Source organism: Citrobacter sp. Cpo040 (assembly GCF_030332915.1).
Taxonomy (GTDB): domain Bacteria; phylum Pseudomonadota; class Gammaproteobacteria; order Enterobacterales; family Enterobacteriaceae; genus Citrobacter; species Citrobacter portucalensis.
Genome location: NZ_JAOWGX010000037.1, coordinates 657,076 through 672,355 on the forward strand (window position 1 = coordinate 657,076; position 15,280 = coordinate 672,355).

Annotated in this window: 16 protein-coding genes; 14 read left to right on the forward strand and 2 right to left on the reverse strand. The window is 50.9% G+C overall.

All coding sequences use genetic code 11. The annotated features are described in order from the left end of the window. Nucleotides 1-287: 287 nt before the first annotated feature. Nucleotides 288-1,094 (reverse strand): DeoR family transcriptional regulator, encoded by an 807-nt coding sequence (locus OGX86_RS21595; RefSeq protein ID WP_048225683.1) that lies wholly within the window; start codon nucleotides 1,092-1,094, stop codon nucleotides 288-290. Nucleotides 1,095-1,343: 249 nt separating this feature from the next. On the opposite strand from OGX86_RS21595, the gene kbaZ reads away from it, so the two are divergent. The 12 genes from kbaZ (at nucleotide 1,344) to OGX86_RS21655 (ending at nucleotide 11,792) form a co-directional block, all read left to right on the forward strand. After that, entirely contained in the window at nucleotides 1,344-2,639 is a 1,296-nt protein-coding gene (gene kbaZ, locus OGX86_RS21600) for a tagatose-bisphosphate aldolase subunit KbaZ (RefSeq protein WP_020996349.1), read from the forward strand. A gap of 19 nt (nucleotides 2,640-2,658) precedes the next feature. Then, nucleotides 2,659-3,132 carry a PTS N-acetylgalactosamine transporter subunit IIB gene (gene agaV, locus OGX86_RS21605; RefSeq protein ID WP_003024925.1) on the forward strand — a complete coding sequence of 158 codons (474 nt, stop codon included), beginning with the start codon at nucleotides 2,659-2,661 and terminating at the stop codon, nucleotides 3,130-3,132. Between the two features lie 10 nt (nucleotides 3,133-3,142). Continuing rightward, nucleotides 3,143-3,922 (forward strand): PTS N-acetylgalactosamine transporter subunit IIC, encoded by a 780-nt coding sequence (agaW, locus tag OGX86_RS21610; RefSeq protein WP_003839998.1) that lies wholly within the window; start codon nucleotides 3,143-3,145, stop codon nucleotides 3,920-3,922. Then, nucleotides 3,912-4,790, forward strand: a complete 879-nt coding sequence (agaE, locus tag OGX86_RS21615) for a PTS N-acetylgalactosamine transporter subunit IID (RefSeq protein ID WP_003024929.1) — start codon at nucleotides 3,912-3,914, stop codon at nucleotides 4,788-4,790. Before agaW ends, agaE begins: the two co-directional genes overlap by 11 nt. A 16-nt stretch (nucleotides 4,791-4,806) precedes the next feature. Next, nucleotides 4,807-5,241, forward strand: coding sequence for a PTS galactosamine/N-acetylgalactosamine transporter subunit IIA (gene agaF, locus OGX86_RS21620; RefSeq protein ID WP_038634146.1), 435 nt, complete (start codon nucleotides 4,807-4,809; stop codon nucleotides 5,239-5,241). Then, complete coding sequence (gene nagA, locus OGX86_RS21625) at nucleotides 5,238-6,371, forward strand: N-acetylglucosamine-6-phosphate deacetylase (protein WP_168978922.1); 1,134 nt, start codon at nucleotides 5,238-5,240, stop codon at nucleotides 6,369-6,371. The genes agaF and nagA overlap by 4 nt, the downstream gene beginning before the upstream one ends. 302 nt (nucleotides 6,372-6,673) lie before the next feature. After that, nucleotides 6,674-7,828, forward strand: coding sequence for an AgaS family sugar isomerase (locus OGX86_RS21630; RefSeq protein ID WP_048225688.1), 1,155 nt, complete (start codon nucleotides 6,674-6,676; stop codon nucleotides 7,826-7,828). A 12-nt stretch (nucleotides 7,829-7,840) separates the two neighbouring features. After that, complete coding sequence (kbaY, locus tag OGX86_RS21635; RefSeq protein ID WP_284106148.1) at nucleotides 7,841-8,716, forward strand: tagatose-bisphosphate aldolase subunit KbaY; 876 nt, start codon at nucleotides 7,841-7,843, stop codon at nucleotides 8,714-8,716. 185 nt (nucleotides 8,717-8,901) lie between these two features. Next, nucleotides 8,902-9,378, forward strand: a complete 477-nt coding sequence (agaB, locus tag OGX86_RS21640; RefSeq protein WP_048225693.1) for a PTS galactosamine transporter subunit IIB — start codon at nucleotides 8,902-8,904, stop codon at nucleotides 9,376-9,378. A gap of 54 nt (nucleotides 9,379-9,432) precedes the next feature. Continuing rightward, nucleotides 9,433-10,239 carry a PTS galactosamine transporter subunit IIC gene (gene agaC, locus OGX86_RS21645; protein WP_048225694.1) on the forward strand — a complete coding sequence of 269 codons (807 nt, stop codon included), beginning with the start codon at nucleotides 9,433-9,435 and terminating at the stop codon, nucleotides 10,237-10,239. After that, nucleotides 10,229-11,020: a PTS galactosamine transporter subunit IID gene (agaD, locus tag OGX86_RS21650; RefSeq protein WP_048225696.1), complete on the forward strand. Its 792-nt coding sequence runs from the start codon at nucleotides 10,229-10,231 to the stop codon at nucleotides 11,018-11,020. Before agaC ends, agaD begins: the two co-directional genes overlap by 11 nt. Nucleotides 11,021-11,072: 52 nt before the next feature. Then, complete coding sequence (locus tag OGX86_RS21655) at nucleotides 11,073-11,792, forward strand: galactosamine-6-phosphate isomerase (protein ID WP_048225698.1); 720 nt, start codon at nucleotides 11,073-11,075, stop codon at nucleotides 11,790-11,792. A 139-nt stretch (nucleotides 11,793-11,931) separates the two neighbouring features. Here the strand turns inward: OGX86_RS21655 and rsmI are convergent, their stop codons facing one another. Further along, the gene (gene rsmI / locus OGX86_RS21660; protein WP_003024942.1) at nucleotides 11,932-12,795 is read right to left on the reverse strand and encodes a 16S rRNA (cytidine(1402)-2'-O)-methyltransferase; all 864 of its coding nucleotides are present in this window, start codon (nucleotides 12,793-12,795) and stop codon (nucleotides 11,932-11,934) included. A gap of 63 nt (nucleotides 12,796-12,858) precedes the next feature. Between rsmI and OGX86_RS21665 the strand changes: the two genes are divergently transcribed. Continuing rightward, nucleotides 12,859-14,910, forward strand: a complete 2,052-nt coding sequence (locus OGX86_RS21665) for a penicillin-binding protein activator (RefSeq protein ID WP_286640664.1) — start codon at nucleotides 12,859-12,861, stop codon at nucleotides 14,908-14,910. Further along, complete coding sequence (locus OGX86_RS21670) at nucleotides 14,868-15,263, forward strand: YraN family protein (protein ID WP_003828625.1); 396 nt, start codon at nucleotides 14,868-14,870, stop codon at nucleotides 15,261-15,263. The genes OGX86_RS21665 and OGX86_RS21670 overlap by 43 nt, the downstream gene beginning before the upstream one ends. Nucleotides 15,264-15,280: the final 17 nt, after the last annotated feature.

The window sequence follows — 15,280 nt, forward strand, 5'->3', positions numbered from 1 at the left end:
TAGCGCTTTAGCACTTTCGTTTTCTTTTGAATATATTACATCAGAAGCAATAAGGTGAATTTGTGCGCACAGACTCAGCGTTTAATTTAACCAAAACTGACTATTTTCTTTCGTTTTAGCAAACCGAAACGAAGAAAACCGAAAAAATGAAAAGACTCAAAACGGGTAAGATGCGAGAAAGAGACGGGAAGCATGCAAAAAAACGAAAGCGAGCTACTAAAAAAGCTCGCTTATGGTTTGTTTTTGTTTAATTGAATGGGATCACATTTTTGAATTTTAGAGCGGGACTACTCAACAATGATCACTTCAACACCGCTGCGGCGTAGTTCCTGCAAGCTCTCCTCTGGGATATCTTCATCAACAATGATGGTATGGATCCTCTGGGTATCAATGATCTTATGCAGGCTGGAGCGGTTAAACTTCGTCGAGTCGGTAACAACAATAATACGTTCAGCCACTTCACACATCCGACGGTTGAGACGCGCTTCATCTTCGTTGTGCGTACTAACACCACGCTCTAAATCAATAGCATCAACGCCAAGAAACAGCATGTCGAAGTGATAATTTTGTAGCGACTGCTCAGCCTGATCGCCATAAAACGATTGTGACTGACGACGTAAATGACCGCCGGTCATCAGCAGCTCAACCCCTTCGGCTTCCAGTAGCGCATTGGCGACATTCATACCGTTGGTCATAGCAATGACATTAGTATGCTGGCGCATCAGGCGGGCAATTTCATAGGTCGTGGTACCGGAGTCAAGGATCACGCGGTGTCCCGGTTGAATCAGCTCTGCGGCTGCTCTGGCAATACTGCGTTTTACTGCCGTATTAAGTGAACTCTTATCTTCAACAGAAGGCTCCACAACAGGCGCATTGCTTTCGCAAATCAGCGCTCCGCCATAGGCACGTACCGCAATCCCCTGCTTTTCCAGAAAAGCGAGGTCGTTGCGAATAGTGACCGTGGAGACGCCAAAAAATAAGGAGAGATCGTTAACCTGAACGCTTCCCTGCTGCCGTAACCGCTGGATGATCTGCTCACGTCTTTCGCTGGTGCCAATAACGCGCTTATCTGCAGAGGACTCGGTGTTACTCATAAGAAATCCTTTAGTTGAACCTTTCGTTTTATTTCGTTTTATCTATTAACGCCTTTCTTTTACGCGAATGCAAGCCCCGCAAGCAGGGAAGAGCCGGACGAACTTACGCTGAAACCTTTCATTGCGTTTCTTTTGTGAAACAGATCGGAAAACTATTATCTTTCGTTTTATTTTTATAACACCATGATGCAGTATTAAATGAAACAAAACGAAAGATTGATGTCGCAGTAATCTGACCTGGAGAGGAAAGTGAAACATCTAACTAAAATGGTCGAGCAGCATAAACGGGGGAAGGCAAACGGGATTTATGCCGTTTGTTCCGCGCATCCAATCGTACTGGAAGCCGCAATACGCTACGCCCATGCCAATCATACACCGCTGTTGATCGAAGCAACCTCTAATCAGGTTGACCAGTTTGGCGGCTATACAGGTATGACGCCAGCCGATTTTCGCAGTTTTGTCTGCCGATTAGCCGACTCGCTTGATTTTTCTCAGGATATGCTGATTCTCGGCGGAGACCATCTCGGGCCAAACCGTTGGCAAAATCTGCCTGCGGAACAGGCAATGGCCAATGCTGACGATCTGATCAAGAGCTATGTCGCCGCAGGCTTTAAAAAAATCCACCTCGATTGCAGCATGTCTTGTGCCAACGACCCGGTTCCACTGACGGATGAAATCGTCGCTGAGCGCGCCGCACGCCTGGCCAAAGTCGCCGAAGAAACCTGTATGGCACATTTTGGCGAGTCTGACCTGGTCTATGTGATTGGCACAGAAGTTCCGGTTCCTGGTGGCGCACACGAAGCGTTAACCGAACTGGCGGTAACAACGCCGGATGCCGCACGTGCAACGCTGCAGGCCCACTATCACGCCTTTGAAAAGCGCGGGCTGGAAGGTATATGGGCACGTATTATCGCCCTGGTCGTGCAACCTGGCGTTGAATTCGACCACACGCACATCATTGATTATCAACCGCAGAAAGCCGTGGCACTCAGCAAAATGGTGGAAGACTACGACACGCTGGTTTTTGAAGCGCATTCTACCGATTACCAAACGCCACAGTCCTTGCGCCAACTGGTGATAGACCACTTCGCTATTCTGAAAGTGGGACCCGCGCTTACCTTCGCCCTGCGCGAAGCGCTGTTTTCGTTAGCTGCCATTGAAGAAGAATTGCTGCCTGCAAAAGCCAGCTCGGGCCTGCGACATGTGCTGGAAAGCGTAATGCTTGATAGACCAGAGTACTGGCAGAGCCATTATCACGGTGATGGCAACGCACGCCGTCTGGCCCGTGGATACAGCTACTCTGATCGGGTTCGTTACTACTGGCCGGACAGCCAGATTGATGAAGCATTTGAACGTCTGGTACGTAACCTGGCGGACGACCCTATTCCACTACCGCTGATTAGCCAGTATTTACCCTTGCAGTACGTAAAAGTGCGCGAGGGAGATCTCAGCGCCACGCCGCGAGAACTCATCATTAACCATATTCAGGACATACTGCAGCAATATCACTGCGCCTGCCTGGGTGCTCCAGATCGTAACGCATAACAAAAAAGAGAAAAATACCATGCCAAACATTGTATTAAGTCGCATTGATGAACGTCTGATTCACGGTCAGGTTGGTGTGCAATGGGTCGGGTTTGCGGGGGCAAACCTGGTGCTGGTCGCTAATGATGAGGTGGCTGAAGATCCAGTGCAGCAAAACCTGATGGAAATGGTACTGGCAGAAGGGATCGCCGTACGCTTCTGGTCACTACAAAAAGTGATCGACAATATTCACCGTGCCGCCGATCGCCAGAAAATTCTGCTGGTCTGCAAATCGCCTGCGGATTTCTTCCGTCTGGTCGAAGGCGGTGTTCCTGTTAACCGTATCAACGTTGGCAATATGCACTACGCCAACGGCAAGCAACAAATCGCCAAAACGGTTTCTGTAGACGCTGCCGATATTACGGCGTTCAACGGGCTTAAAGCCGCTGGAGTGGAATGCTTCGTTCAGGGCGTTCCAACAGAACCCGCCCAGGACCTCTATAAACTTCTCTGAGGGATTCACAATGGAAATCAGTCTGTTGCAGGCTTTTGCGTTGGGTATTCTCGCCTTTATTGCAGGCCTGGATATGTTCAACGGGTTAACGCACATGCACCGCCCGGTTGTTCTCGGGCCGCTGGTCGGCCTGATTCTGGGCGATCTGCATACCGGTATTTTAACAGGTGGCACGCTGGAACTGGTGTGGATGGGTCTTGCCCCACTAGCGGGAGCTCAACCACCAAACGTGATTATCGGCACTATCGTAGGAACCACGTTTGCCATAACGACCGGAGTGAAACCTGAAGTTGCCGTAGGTGTGGCGGTACCGTTCGCCGTAGCAGTACAGATGGGGATTACCTTCCTGTTCTCTGTGATGTCCGGGGTGATGGCTCGCTGCGATCGCATGGCAGCGAATGCCGATACCGCCGGGATTGAGCGAGTCAACTATCTGGCGTTGCTCGCGCTGGGGACCTTCTACTTTTTATGCGCGTTCCTGCCGATTTACTTTGGCGCGGAACATGCCAAAACCGCGATAGATGTTCTGCCAACGCGTCTGATTGACGGCCTGGGTGTGGCAGGCGGCATCATGCCAGCTATCGGCTTCGCCGTACTGCTGAAAATCATGATGAAAAACGTCTATATCCCCTATTTCATCCTGGGTTTTGTCGCCGCAGCCTGGCTCAAACTCCCTGTGCTGGCGATCGCCGCCGCAGCACTGGCAATGGCGCTGATCGATTTTCTGCGTAAATCACCTGAACCTACAGCTCCCGCAGCACAAAAAGAGGAATTCGAAGATGGCATCTAATCAAACGGCTCTGCCGAACGTTTCCGAAACCGAAGAAACGCTGCTGTCAGGCACCAATGAAAACGTCTACGAAGACCAGAATATCGGTGCCGAACTGACGAAAAAAGATATCAACCGTGTTGCCTGGCGTTCAATGCTGTTGCAGGCCTCTTTTAACTACGAACGTATGCAGGCATCAGGATGGCTGTACGGCCTGTTACCTGCTCTGAAAAAGATCCATACCAATAAGCGCGATCTGGCGCGTTCGATGAAAGGCCATATGGGCTTCTTCAACACGCACCCGTTCCTGGTCACGTTTGTTATCGGGATTATCCTGGCGATGGAACGCTCCAAGCAGGATGTGAACAGTATTCAAAGTACCAAGATTGCCGTGGGTGCGCCGCTGGGCGGCATCGGTGATGCCATGTTCTGGTTAACGTTACTGCCTATTTGCGGCGGTATCGGTGCCAGCCTGGCGCTGCAAGGCTCTATTCTTGGCGCAGTTGTCTTTATTGTTATGTTCAACGTGGTTCATCTTGGTCTGCGCTTTGGGCTGGCACACTATGCTTATCGAATGGGTGTTGCTGCCATTCCGCTGATTAAAGCTAACACCAAAAAAGTTGGACATGCGGCATCCATCGTAGGGATGACGGTGATCGGTGCGCTGGTAGCGACCTATGTTCGCCTGAGCACTACGCTGGAAATCACAGCTGGCGATGCGGTAGTGAAACTGCAAACAGACGTGATAGACAAGCTGATGCCTGCATTTTTGCCGTTGGTCTACACATTGACCATGTTCTGGCTGGTCCGCCGTGGCTGGAGTCCTCTGCGCCTTATCGCCATTACCGTGGTGCTCGGCGTCGTAGGTAAGTTCTGTCATTTCCTGTAAATATAAGGGGTTGTAGATGTTAGGTATTATTTTGACGGGTCATGGCGGGTTTGCCAGCGGAATGGAAAAAGCGATGAAACAGATTCTGGGTGAACAGACTCAGTTCATTGCCATCGACTTTCCAGAAACCTCTACCACTGCCTTACTCACTTCGCAACTTGAACAGGCGGTGAGTGAACTGGATGCGCAGCAAGATATCGTGTTTCTGACAGACCTGTTGGGCGGGACGCCATTTCGCGTCGCTTCCACGCTGGCGATGCAAAGGCAAGGCACTGAAGTGATCACCGGTACCAATCTGCAACTGCTCCTGGAGATGGTGCTGGAGCGTGACGGCCTGAGCAGCGAAGCGTTTCGTTTGCAAGCGCTGGAGTGCGGGCACCGGGGTTTAACCAGCCTGGTGGACGAACTGGGACGCTGCCGTGAGGAAAAGCCCGTTGAGGAAGGGATATGACACAGCTACTGCGCGCCAGACGTCTACTGACAGAACAGGGCTGGCTGGACGATCATCAATTGCATGTTGAAGACGGTATCATTGCGGCAATAGAGCCAATTCCTTCCGGCGTTATGGTCCGCGATGCTGAACTGCTCTGTCCGGCATACATTGATACCCACGTGCACGGGGGCGCGGGTGCAGATGTGATGGATGAAGCACCGGATACGCTCGACAAACTGGCGATGCACAAAGCGCGTGAAGGGGTAGCCAACTGGCTACCCACTACCGTCACAGCACCACTACCGGATATTCATAAGGCGCTTGAGCGTATTGCCCATCGCTACCATTCCGGAGGGCCCGGCGCACAGGTGCTGGGCAGTTATCTTGAAGGCCCGTACTTTACGCCGCAGAACAAAGGGGCGCACCCGCCTGAGCTTTTCAGGGAACTGGAACTCAGTGAACTGGATGAACTGATTGCGATTTCCCAGCAAACATTGCGTGTCGTTGCACTGGCACCAGAAAAACCCGGTGCATTGCAGGCCATCGAACATCTGAAGCAGCGCAACGTACGGGTGATGCTGGGACACAGCGCAGCTACCTGGGAACAAACCCGCGCAGCTTTTGACGCCGGCGCTGACGGACTGGTTCACTGCTATAACGGTATGACCGGCTTACATCATCGGGAGCCAGGAATGGTTGGCGCAGGCTTAACCGACCCTCGCGCCTGGCTGGAACTTATCGCTGACGGACACCATGTCCACCCGGCGGCCATGAAGCTTTGCTGCTGTTGCGCCAAAGACAGACTGGTGCTGATCACCGATGCCATGCAGGCTGCAGGAATGCCAGACGGATGCTATACGCTCTGCGGTGAGGAGGTTGAAATGCACAGTGGTATTGTGCGTACCGCTTCCGGTGGCCTGGCTGGTAGCACGCTCTCGGTTGATGCAGCCGTACGTAATATGGTCGAGCTCACCGGGATAACGGCAGAAGAGGCAATTCATATGGCCTCACTCCACCCCGCACGTTTGTTAGGTATCGATCGCCTACTGGGATCGTTAGCAGTGGGAAAACGAGCCGACGCGATCGCGCTTAATAGCGGGCTATATTTACAACAGATTTGGATTCAGGGTCAGGCTCTCCCCCTTTAGACCTTTCATTTTGCATCCTGTTGGCCTGCGGTCTTCGATCGCAAGGCCTTTCTTTTCCTTTCGCTTATGGAAATACCGATCCACATCGCAATCAACCTCTTCTTTATAGATCAATAAGATAACCATATCCTTCGTTCTCACGATCACAAATTTCGTTTTATTTCCTTTTGGATTATTGCTCTTTCGATTTCTTTCCTATAGATTTTAATCAATCGACAAGATGAACAAGTGAAACGAAACGAAAGATAGCGACATTCTCGCCAGCGTCTTATGTGGAATTTACAAGACTAAGGACTTAAGTTATGCCAGAAACCTATACCCCTGTTACCGCGGTAACGGGCACCTGGACCGAAGAAGAGATCCGTCAACAACCAGCCAGTTGGATCCGTTCCCTTACGAATATCGACAACATTCGATCTGCCATTGACAGCTTTCTCGCACCATTACTGCGCAAAAACGATCTGCGGATCATACTGACCGGGGCCGGAACATCAGCATTCATTGGCGACATCATCGCCCCCTGGCTGGCAAGCTATACCGGTAAAAACATCAGCGCTGTACCGACCACCGATCTGGTCACCAATCCGATGGATTACCTGAATCCCGCACATCCGCTGCTGCTCATTTCTTTCGCTCGCTCAGGTAACAGCCCTGAAAGTGTTGCTGCGGTAGAGCTGGCTAATCAGTTTGTGCCTGAGTGTTATCACCTGCCAATCACCTGTAACGAAGCAGGTAGCCTGTATCAAAACGCAGTTGCAAGCGACAATGCTTTTGCTCTGCTAATGCCCGCGGAGACACATGATCGTGGTTTCGCCATGACCAGCAGCATTACCACCATGATGGCCAGCTGCCTGGCAGTATTCGCCCCGGAGAAAATCAACAGTCAGACCTTCCGCGACGTGGCCGATCGGTGCCAGGCGATCCTGACTTCACTGGGCGATTTCAGCGACGGCGTATTTGGCAATGAGCCCTGGAAACGGATCGTCTACCTCGGTAGCGGTGGATTACAGGGCGTCGCGCGTGAATCGGCCCTGAAAGTCCTGGAGCTGACGGCAGGCAAACTGGCTGCATTCTATGACTCCCCGACAGGTTTTCGTCACGGTCCGAAGTCACTGGTTGATAACGAAACGCTGGTAGTAGTCTTTGTTTCCAACCATCCCTATACACGTCAATACGATCTCGATCTGCTGGCAGAGTTACGCCGCGATCGGCAGGCATTGCGGGTTGTCGCGATTGCCGCACAAACCCATGAGGTGATTGAAGCTGGCCCACATATTCTGCTGCCACCAGCACGCACTTTCATCGATATGGAATTGGCGTTCTGCTTCCTGATCTACGCCCAGGTTTTTGCTTTGACGCAATCCATCAATATCGGCAATACACCGGATACGCCTTCTGCCAGCGGCACTGTGAACCGCGTTGTACAGGGCGTTGTTATTCATCCCTGGAACGCCTAAAAGGATCGTTTTATGAGCATTATTTCCACGAAATACCTCCTGCTGGATGCACAAAAAAAGGGCTATGCCGTACCCGCCTTCAACATTCATAACGCCGAGACGATCCAGGCGATCCTTGAAGTGTGCTCTGAAATGCAATCGCCGGTGATCCTTGCCGGGACGCCAGGCACCTTTAAACATATCGCGCTGGAAGAGATCTACGCGCTGTGCAGCGCTTATTCCATCAGCTACGGAATACCGCTTGCGCTGCACCTCGATCACCATGAGTCGCTGGACGATATCCGTCGTAAAGTGAATGCAGGAGTGCGCAGCGCAATGATTGACGGCAGCCACTTTCCGTTTGAAGAAAACGTGAAGCTGGTGAAATCCGTTGTGGATTTTTGCCATGCCAAAGATTGCAGCGTGGAAGCTGAGCTGGGCCGCCTCGGTGGCGTAGAAGATGATATGAGCGTGGATGCAGAAAGCGCCTTCCTAACCGATCCACAAGAAGCTAAACGGTTTGTTGAGCGTACTGGCGTAGATAGCCTTGCTGTTGCCATCGGCACAGCACACGGTTTGTACACCAAAACACCCAAAATCGATTTCCAGCGGCTGGGTGAAATTCGTGAGGTAGTCGACGTTCCGCTGGTGCTGCATGGCGCAAGCGATGTCCCTGACGAATACGTCCGCCGCACGATCGAGCTTGGCGTTTGCAAAGTTAACGTCGCGACCGAACTGAAAATCGCTTTTGCCGATGCGGTCAAAGCATGGTTTGCGGAAAATCCGCAGGGCAACGATCCTCGCTATTACATGCGGGTCGGTATGGATGCTATGAAAGAGGTGGTACGTAGCAAAATCACTGTATGCGGGTCAGCAAACAAATTGATGGCTGCCTGCGAATCATCATAACCATCGTTATATTTCTTTTTTATTCACGAGTGCTATCTGCGTAATGTCAGGTAGCACTCATTATTCGAATAATAGAGGATATGTATTTTTTAATTATGCTGAATGAATTTTCAAATGTGATACTGCAATAATAATATATTTCAATAATCTATATTATTCAATCTTTTTATGGTGAGGATTTAAGTATGAGTGGTCCAAATATTCTATTAACCCGCATTGATAACCGATTAGTACATGGGCAAGTTGGTGTCACATGGACATCCACAATTGGTGCGAACCTGTTGGTCGTTGTTGATGATGACGTTGCTCAAGATGAGATTCAGCAGAAATTAATGGGCATTACTGCTGAAACTTACGGTTTTGGCATCCGTTTTTTTTCCATAGATAAAACCATAAACGTTATCGGTAAGGCCGCGCCACATCAGAAAATCTTTCTGATTTGCCGAACACCACAAACGGTAAGACGATTGCTTGAAGGCGGTATTCAACTTAATGACGTCAACGTAGGCAATATGCATTTTTCTGAAGGTAAAAAACAGATTAGCAGCAAAGTTTACGTCAACGGACAAGATCTTGACGACCTTCAGTTTATAAAAAAACAGGGTGTTAATATCTTTATTCAGGATGTCCCTGGTGATCAAAAAGAACAGATCCCTGATTAAAAGGCTCGGCAACTTTTTCAAAATAAAAGGATTTATTTACTTGAGGTGATCTATATGCATGAAATAACCCTTATTCAGGGTATATCCCTGGCTGCATTAGTTTTCTTGTTGGGAATTGATTTTTGGCTGGAAGCCTTATTTTTATTCAGACCGATTATTGTATGTACTTTAACTGGCGCAATTCTGGGTGATATTCACATTGGCTTGATAACGGGTGGTTTAACCGAGTTGGCTTTTGCCGGCCTGACCCCCGCAGGAGGTGTACAGCCACCTAATCCAATCATGGCCGGTTTAATGACCACGGTTATCGCATGGTCTACCGGCGTGGATGCCAAAACGGCCATCGGCCTTGGTTTGCCCTTCAGCCTTCTAATGCAATACGTAATATTATTCTTTTACTCAGCATTCTCTCTGTTCATGGCAAAAGCCGATAACTGCGCGAAAGAAGCAAACACAAGCGCATTTACGCGTCTGAATTGGCTGACAACACTGATTGTTGCTTCTTCTTACGCCATCATCGCCTTCCTGTGTACATATCTGGCGCAGGGCGCTATGCAGTCACTGGTAAAAGCCATGCCCGCCTGGTTAACACATGGATTTGAAGTGGCCGGAGGCATTTTACCCGCAGTCGGTTTTGGTTTGTTACTCCGCGTGATGTTCAAAGCACAGTACATACCTTATCTGATTGCTGGCTTCCTCTTCGTTTGCTACATCCAGGTCAACAACCTTCTGCCCGTCGCCGTATTGGGCGCAGGCTTCGCCGTATATGAGTTTTTCAATGCAAAAGCCAAACAGCAGGCTCAACCTCAGCCTGTAGCCAATAAAAACAATGAAGAAGAGGACTATAGCAATGGGATCTGAAATCAGTAAAAAAGACATTACTCGCCTTGGCTTTCGCTCGTCACTTCTTCAGGCCAGCTTTAACTATGAAAGGATGCAGGCAGGTGGTTTTACCTGGGCTATGCTCCCGGTACTAAAAAAAATCTATAAGGACGATAAAGCCGGTCTCAGTGCGGCGATGAAAGATCATTTAGAATTTATTAATACCCACCCTAACCTGGTCGGTTTTCTGATGGGATTGCTGATCTCAATGGAAGAAAAGGGAGAAAACCGCGACACCATTAAAGGCTTGAAAGTCGCGTTGTTCGGGCCTATCGCGGGGATCGGTGATGCTATTTTCTGGTTCACCTTACTGCCTATTATGGCTGGTATCTGCTCCTCTTTCGCCAGCCAGGGAAACATACTGGGCCCCATTTTGTTCTTCGCCGTTTATTTGATGATCTTTTTCCTGCGTGTCGGCTGGACGCATGTCGGTTATTCAGTAGGGATTAAGGCTATCGATAAAGTCCGGGAAAATTCGCAGATGATTGCCCGCTCAGCGACGATTCTTGGGATCACCGTTATTGGCGGACTTATCGCGTCCTATGTGCACATTAACGTTGTAACGTCTTTTGCAATCGATAGCACCCACAGCGTGGCATTGCAGCAGGATTTTTTCGATAAAGTATTCCCGAATATTTTACCGATGGGATACACATTACTGATGTACTACCTGTTGCGGGTGAAAAAAGCACATCCAGTACTGTTAATCGGCGTGACGTTTGTACTGTCTATTATCTCGTCAGCACTTGGCATTCTTTAAACGAAAAGAGGATGAAGCGGCCTGCAACATCCTCCTTCAAAGGACTCAAAAAATGCAATATACCCAGTACTGCGACAATTATGACGTATTAAGCGATCGCGCCAGCGAACAGCTAATTACGCTGATACAGAACAAACCTGATGCAACCATCTGTCTGGCAACAGGAGGCACACCGCTTCTCACCTATCGCTACTTTGTCGAAAAAATTAACCAACGTAAGATCGCTCTTGAGCAGGTAGTCTTTGTGAAACTGGACGAGTGGGTCGGTATTCCGCTGAACTCACCAGCAACGTGTGAATCTTTCCTGCAACAACACATCGCTCAACCGTTGGGTTTACGAGCAGAACAACTGGTCGGTTTTCAATCTGAAAATGTTAACGAGCAGGAATGTAAACGCATCACAGAGATTATTGCCAGCCGGGGCGGCCTCGATTTATGTGTGCTGGGAATCGGAAAAAACGGCCATTTGGGGTTGAATGAACCCGCAGAGCTCCTGGAACCGTTTTGCCATATCAGTGTACTTGATGAAAAAACGCGCCATCATGACATGTTAAAAACGGCTGCCAATCGCGTAACTCGCGGCATTACGTTGGGGTTGAAGGACATCCTGAATGCGAAAGAGATCTTGCTGCTGATAGCCGGTGAGGGGAAGTGCGACGCGGTAGAAAAATATCTGTCCGCCACCATTACTACTACTATTCCTGCTTCATTTTTATGGCTACACCGCAATGTGAGTTGCCTGATTGACGGCTCGCAATATCCTGATAAGTAAAGTTTACAGCACTTACCACATCCCCCTTTGTTGCCCCAACGCGTTGCAGTTTGCCTTTTAGCTGCAACGCTTTCAGTAAGTTCTTCCGACATTTCTTCCGACATTTCTTCCGACAAGCCGGTGTTTACTCCAGGACCTGTTACTCTCCCTGCTGTTCCAGAGCGTGCTTATACAACGCATTCTTTTTCACGCCATGGATTTCAGCAGCCAGCGCGGCGGCCTTTTTCAGCGGCAGTTCTGCCTGCAGTAAGGCCAACGTACGCAGCGCATCGGCAGGAAGGTCGTCTTCCTGCGCTTTATGCCCTTCGACAATCAGCACCATTTCGCCTTTACGACGATTCTCATCTTCCTTGACCCACGCCAGCAATTCACCGACCGGTGCACCGTGAATAGTTTCCCAGGTTTTGGTCAGCTCACGCGCCAGCACCACGTAACGGGATTCGCCCCACACGGCAACCATGTCCTCCAGGCTATCCAGCAAGCGGTGGGTAGATTCATAAAAAATAAGCGTACGTGGCTCGGCCTCAATGGCTTTCATCGCATCACGACGCCCTTTCGATTTGGCAGGCAGAAATCCTTCATAGCAAAAACGGTCTGAAGGTAGACCTGCAGCGCTCAGGGCAGCAATCGCCGCACAAGGACCTGGCAGGGGAACAACGCGGATCCCCGCTTCACGACAGGTACGCACCAGATGGTAGCCAGGATCGTTAATCAGCGGCGTTCCGGCATCGGAAACCAGCGCAATGTTTTGTCCTTCCTTGAGCTTCGCGACCAGCGTTTCGGCCTTTTGCTGCTCGTTGTGGTCATGTAGCGCGAACAGACGCGCGTTAATCGCGAAGTGTTGTAACAATAATCCTGTATGACGAGTGTCTTCAGCGGCAATCAAATCAACGGCTTGTAAAACTTCGAGCGCTCGTTGGGTAATATCAGCCAAATTTCCTATAGGAGTAGGTACAATAAAGAGTTGGCCTTGAGAATTATCCGCCGATTCGTGTTGTTTCATTGTGTCGTCCGTATTGCCGATTTAATATTGAGCATTGAGTAAAAAAATATCACTGGATACAGTATGGTACCCTCAACATTTTCTCGTTTGAAAGCCGCACGCGCGCTACCAGTCATTCTGGCAGCACTGATTTTCGCAGGCTGTGGCACCCAGGCGCCAGACCAGAGTGCAGCCCATATGCAGGGCACTGCGCAGGCTGATTCCGGCTTTTATCTGCAACAAATGCAGCAAAGCTCAGATGATAGCAAGACCAACTGGCAATTACTCGCCATTCGTGCACTGCTGAAAGAAGGCAAGAGCCAGCAGGCTATCGAACTGTTTAACCAGCTACCGCAGAAGCTAAGCGATACCCAGCAGCGTGAGCAGTCACTGCTGGCCGTCGAGATTAAGCTCGCGCAGAAAGATGTCGCTGGCGCACAGGCCCTGCTGGATAAGTTAACTCCCGCCGATTTTGATCAAAACCAACAGGCACGCTACTGGCAGGCGCAAATCGACGTCAACCAGGGTCGCCCGTCTCTGACGCTGCTGCGCGCCCTGATCGCCCAGGAACCGCTGCTGGCCGCGAATGCTAAGCAGAAAAATATGGACGCCACCTGGCAGTCGCTGTCGTCCATGACCCAGGAGCAAGCGCAAGCGCTGGTCATCAATGCTGATGAAAACGTGCTGCAAGGCTGGCTGGATCTCCAGCGCGTCTGGTTCGATAACCGTAACGATCCGGACATGATGAAAGCCGGTATTGCGGACTGGCAGAAACGTTATCCGCAAAACCCAGGGGCAAAACTGTTACCAACACAGTTGGTTAACGTGCAGAGCTTTAAGCCCGCCTCCACCAGCAAAATCGCCCTGCTGTTACCACTGAACGGTCAGGCCGCTGTATTTGGCCGGACTATTCAGCAAGGCTTTGAAGCTGCAAAAAACATGGGCACTCAACCTGTCGCAGCCCCTGTTGCTGTCGCACCTGCCGCAGTTCCAGCTGCCGCGACCACCACAGAACAGCCGCAAACGACTGACGGCGTTGCCAGCCCGTCTCAGGCGTCAGTAAGCGATCTGACCAACGAGACGCCGGCTCAGCCAGAAACACCTGCTGTGCAGCCCGCAGCACCTGCTCAGCCAACAACCGCCAGCGCACCGGCGAATCCATCCGCTGAGCTGAAAATCTACGACACTTCATCACAGCCGCTGAACCAGATCCTGACTCAGGTTCAGCAGGATGGCGCCAGCATCGTGGTTGGCCCACTGTTGAAGAACAATGTTGAAGAGCTGATGAAAAGCAACACGCCATTGAACGTCCTGGCGCTTAACCAGCCGGAATCGGTGAAAAATCTGCCGAACGTCTGTTACTTTGCTCTGTCGCCAGAAGATGAAGCGCGCGACGCCGCGCGCCACATCCGCGATCAAGGAAAACAGACGCCGCTGTTGTTGATTCCACGGAGTTCATTAGGCGATCGCGTTGCCAACGCCTTTGCACAGGAATGGCAAAAACTGGGTGGCGGCGTGGTATTGCAGCAGAAGTTCGGCTCCACCGCTGAACTTAAAATGGGCGTCAACGGCGGCTCAGGGATTTCCCTGACAGGCAGCCCTGTGGCCTCCTCTGTGCCAGCCCAACCCGGCGTGACGATTGGCGGTCTGACCATCCCGGCAGCACCTACCGATGCGCAAATCACCGGCGGCAGCGGTCGTGTTGATGCCGTGTATATTCTGGCGACGCCGGAAGAAATTGCATTTATTAAGCCGATGATCGCCATGCGCAACGGCAGCCAGAGCGGAGCAACGCTGTACGCCAGCTCTCGTAGTGCGCAGGGCACTGCCGGCCCGGATTTCCGTCTGGAGATGGAAGGCTTGCAGTACAGCGAAATTCCGATGCTGGCAGGCGCTAACGCACCTCTTATGCAGCAGGCGCTTGGCGCGGTTCGTAACGACTACTCGTTGGCGCGTATGTATGCCATGGGTATCGATGCCTGGTCGCTTGCCAACCACTTCTCGCAAATGCGTCAGGTGCAGGGTTTCGAAATTAACGGTAATACCGGGGCCTTAACCGCAACGCAGGATTGTGTGATTAACAGGAAGTTATCATGGCTCAAATACCAGCAAGGACAAGTCGTCCCCGCCAGTTAACGAGTAAACAGACCGGTGACGCGTGGGAATCCACCGCGCGTGACTGGCTGCTGAGCAAGGGACTGCATTTTATCGCCGCTAACGTGCGTGAACGTGGTGGCGAAATCGACCTGATAATGCGTGAAGGCAACACCACCGTATTTGTTGAGGTTCGCTACCGACGCTCAGCACAGTTCGGCGGTGCGGCGGCGAGTGTGACCCGGAGCAAACAACACAAATTATTACAGACCGCCCGCTTGTGGCTTGCGCGCCACAATGGGAGTTTTGATACTGTGGATTGCCGGTTCGATGTGTTAGCCTTCACCGGAAATGATGTTGAGTGGTTTAAGGACGCGTTCAACGACCGCTCATAGTTGAAGATTCAGAGCCT

Coding starts and splice junctions, on each gene's coding strand:
- agaF (WP_038634146.1), top strand. CDS start 4,807: ATGTTAGGTATTATTTTGACGGGTCATGGCGGGTTTGCCAGCGGAATG.
- kbaY (WP_284106148.1), top strand. CDS start 7,841: ATGAGCATTATTTCCACGAAATACCTCCTGCTGGATGCACAAAAAAAG.
- rsmI (WP_003024942.1), bottom strand. CDS start 12,795: ATGAAACAACACGAATCGGCGGATAATTCTCAAGGCCAACTCTTTATT.
- agaD (WP_048225696.1), top strand. CDS start 10,229: ATGGGATCTGAAATCAGTAAAAAAGACATTACTCGCCTTGGCTTTCGC.
- OGX86_RS21655 (WP_048225698.1), top strand. CDS start 11,073: ATGCAATATACCCAGTACTGCGACAATTATGACGTATTAAGCGATCGC.
- OGX86_RS21595 (WP_048225683.1), bottom strand. CDS start 1,094: ATGAGTAACACCGAGTCCTCTGCAGATAAGCGCGTTATTGGCACCAGC.
- OGX86_RS21670 (WP_003828625.1), top strand. CDS start 14,868: ATGGCTCAAATACCAGCAAGGACAAGTCGTCCCCGCCAGTTAACGAGT.
- agaE (WP_003024929.1), top strand. CDS start 3,912: ATGGCATCTAATCAAACGGCTCTGCCGAACGTTTCCGAAACCGAAGAA.
- agaC (WP_048225694.1), top strand. CDS start 9,433: ATGCATGAAATAACCCTTATTCAGGGTATATCCCTGGCTGCATTAGTT.
- agaV (WP_003024925.1), top strand. CDS start 2,659: ATGCCAAACATTGTATTAAGTCGCATTGATGAACGTCTGATTCACGGT.
- OGX86_RS21630 (WP_048225688.1), top strand. CDS start 6,674: ATGCCAGAAACCTATACCCCTGTTACCGCGGTAACGGGCACCTGGACC.
- OGX86_RS21665 (WP_286640664.1), top strand. CDS start 12,859: ATGGTACCCTCAACATTTTCTCGTTTGAAAGCCGCACGCGCGCTACCA.
- nagA (WP_168978922.1), top strand. CDS start 5,238: ATGACACAGCTACTGCGCGCCAGACGTCTACTGACAGAACAGGGCTGG.
- agaW (WP_003839998.1), top strand. CDS start 3,143: ATGGAAATCAGTCTGTTGCAGGCTTTTGCGTTGGGTATTCTCGCCTTT.
- agaB (WP_048225693.1), top strand. CDS start 8,902: ATGAGTGGTCCAAATATTCTATTAACCCGCATTGATAACCGATTAGTA.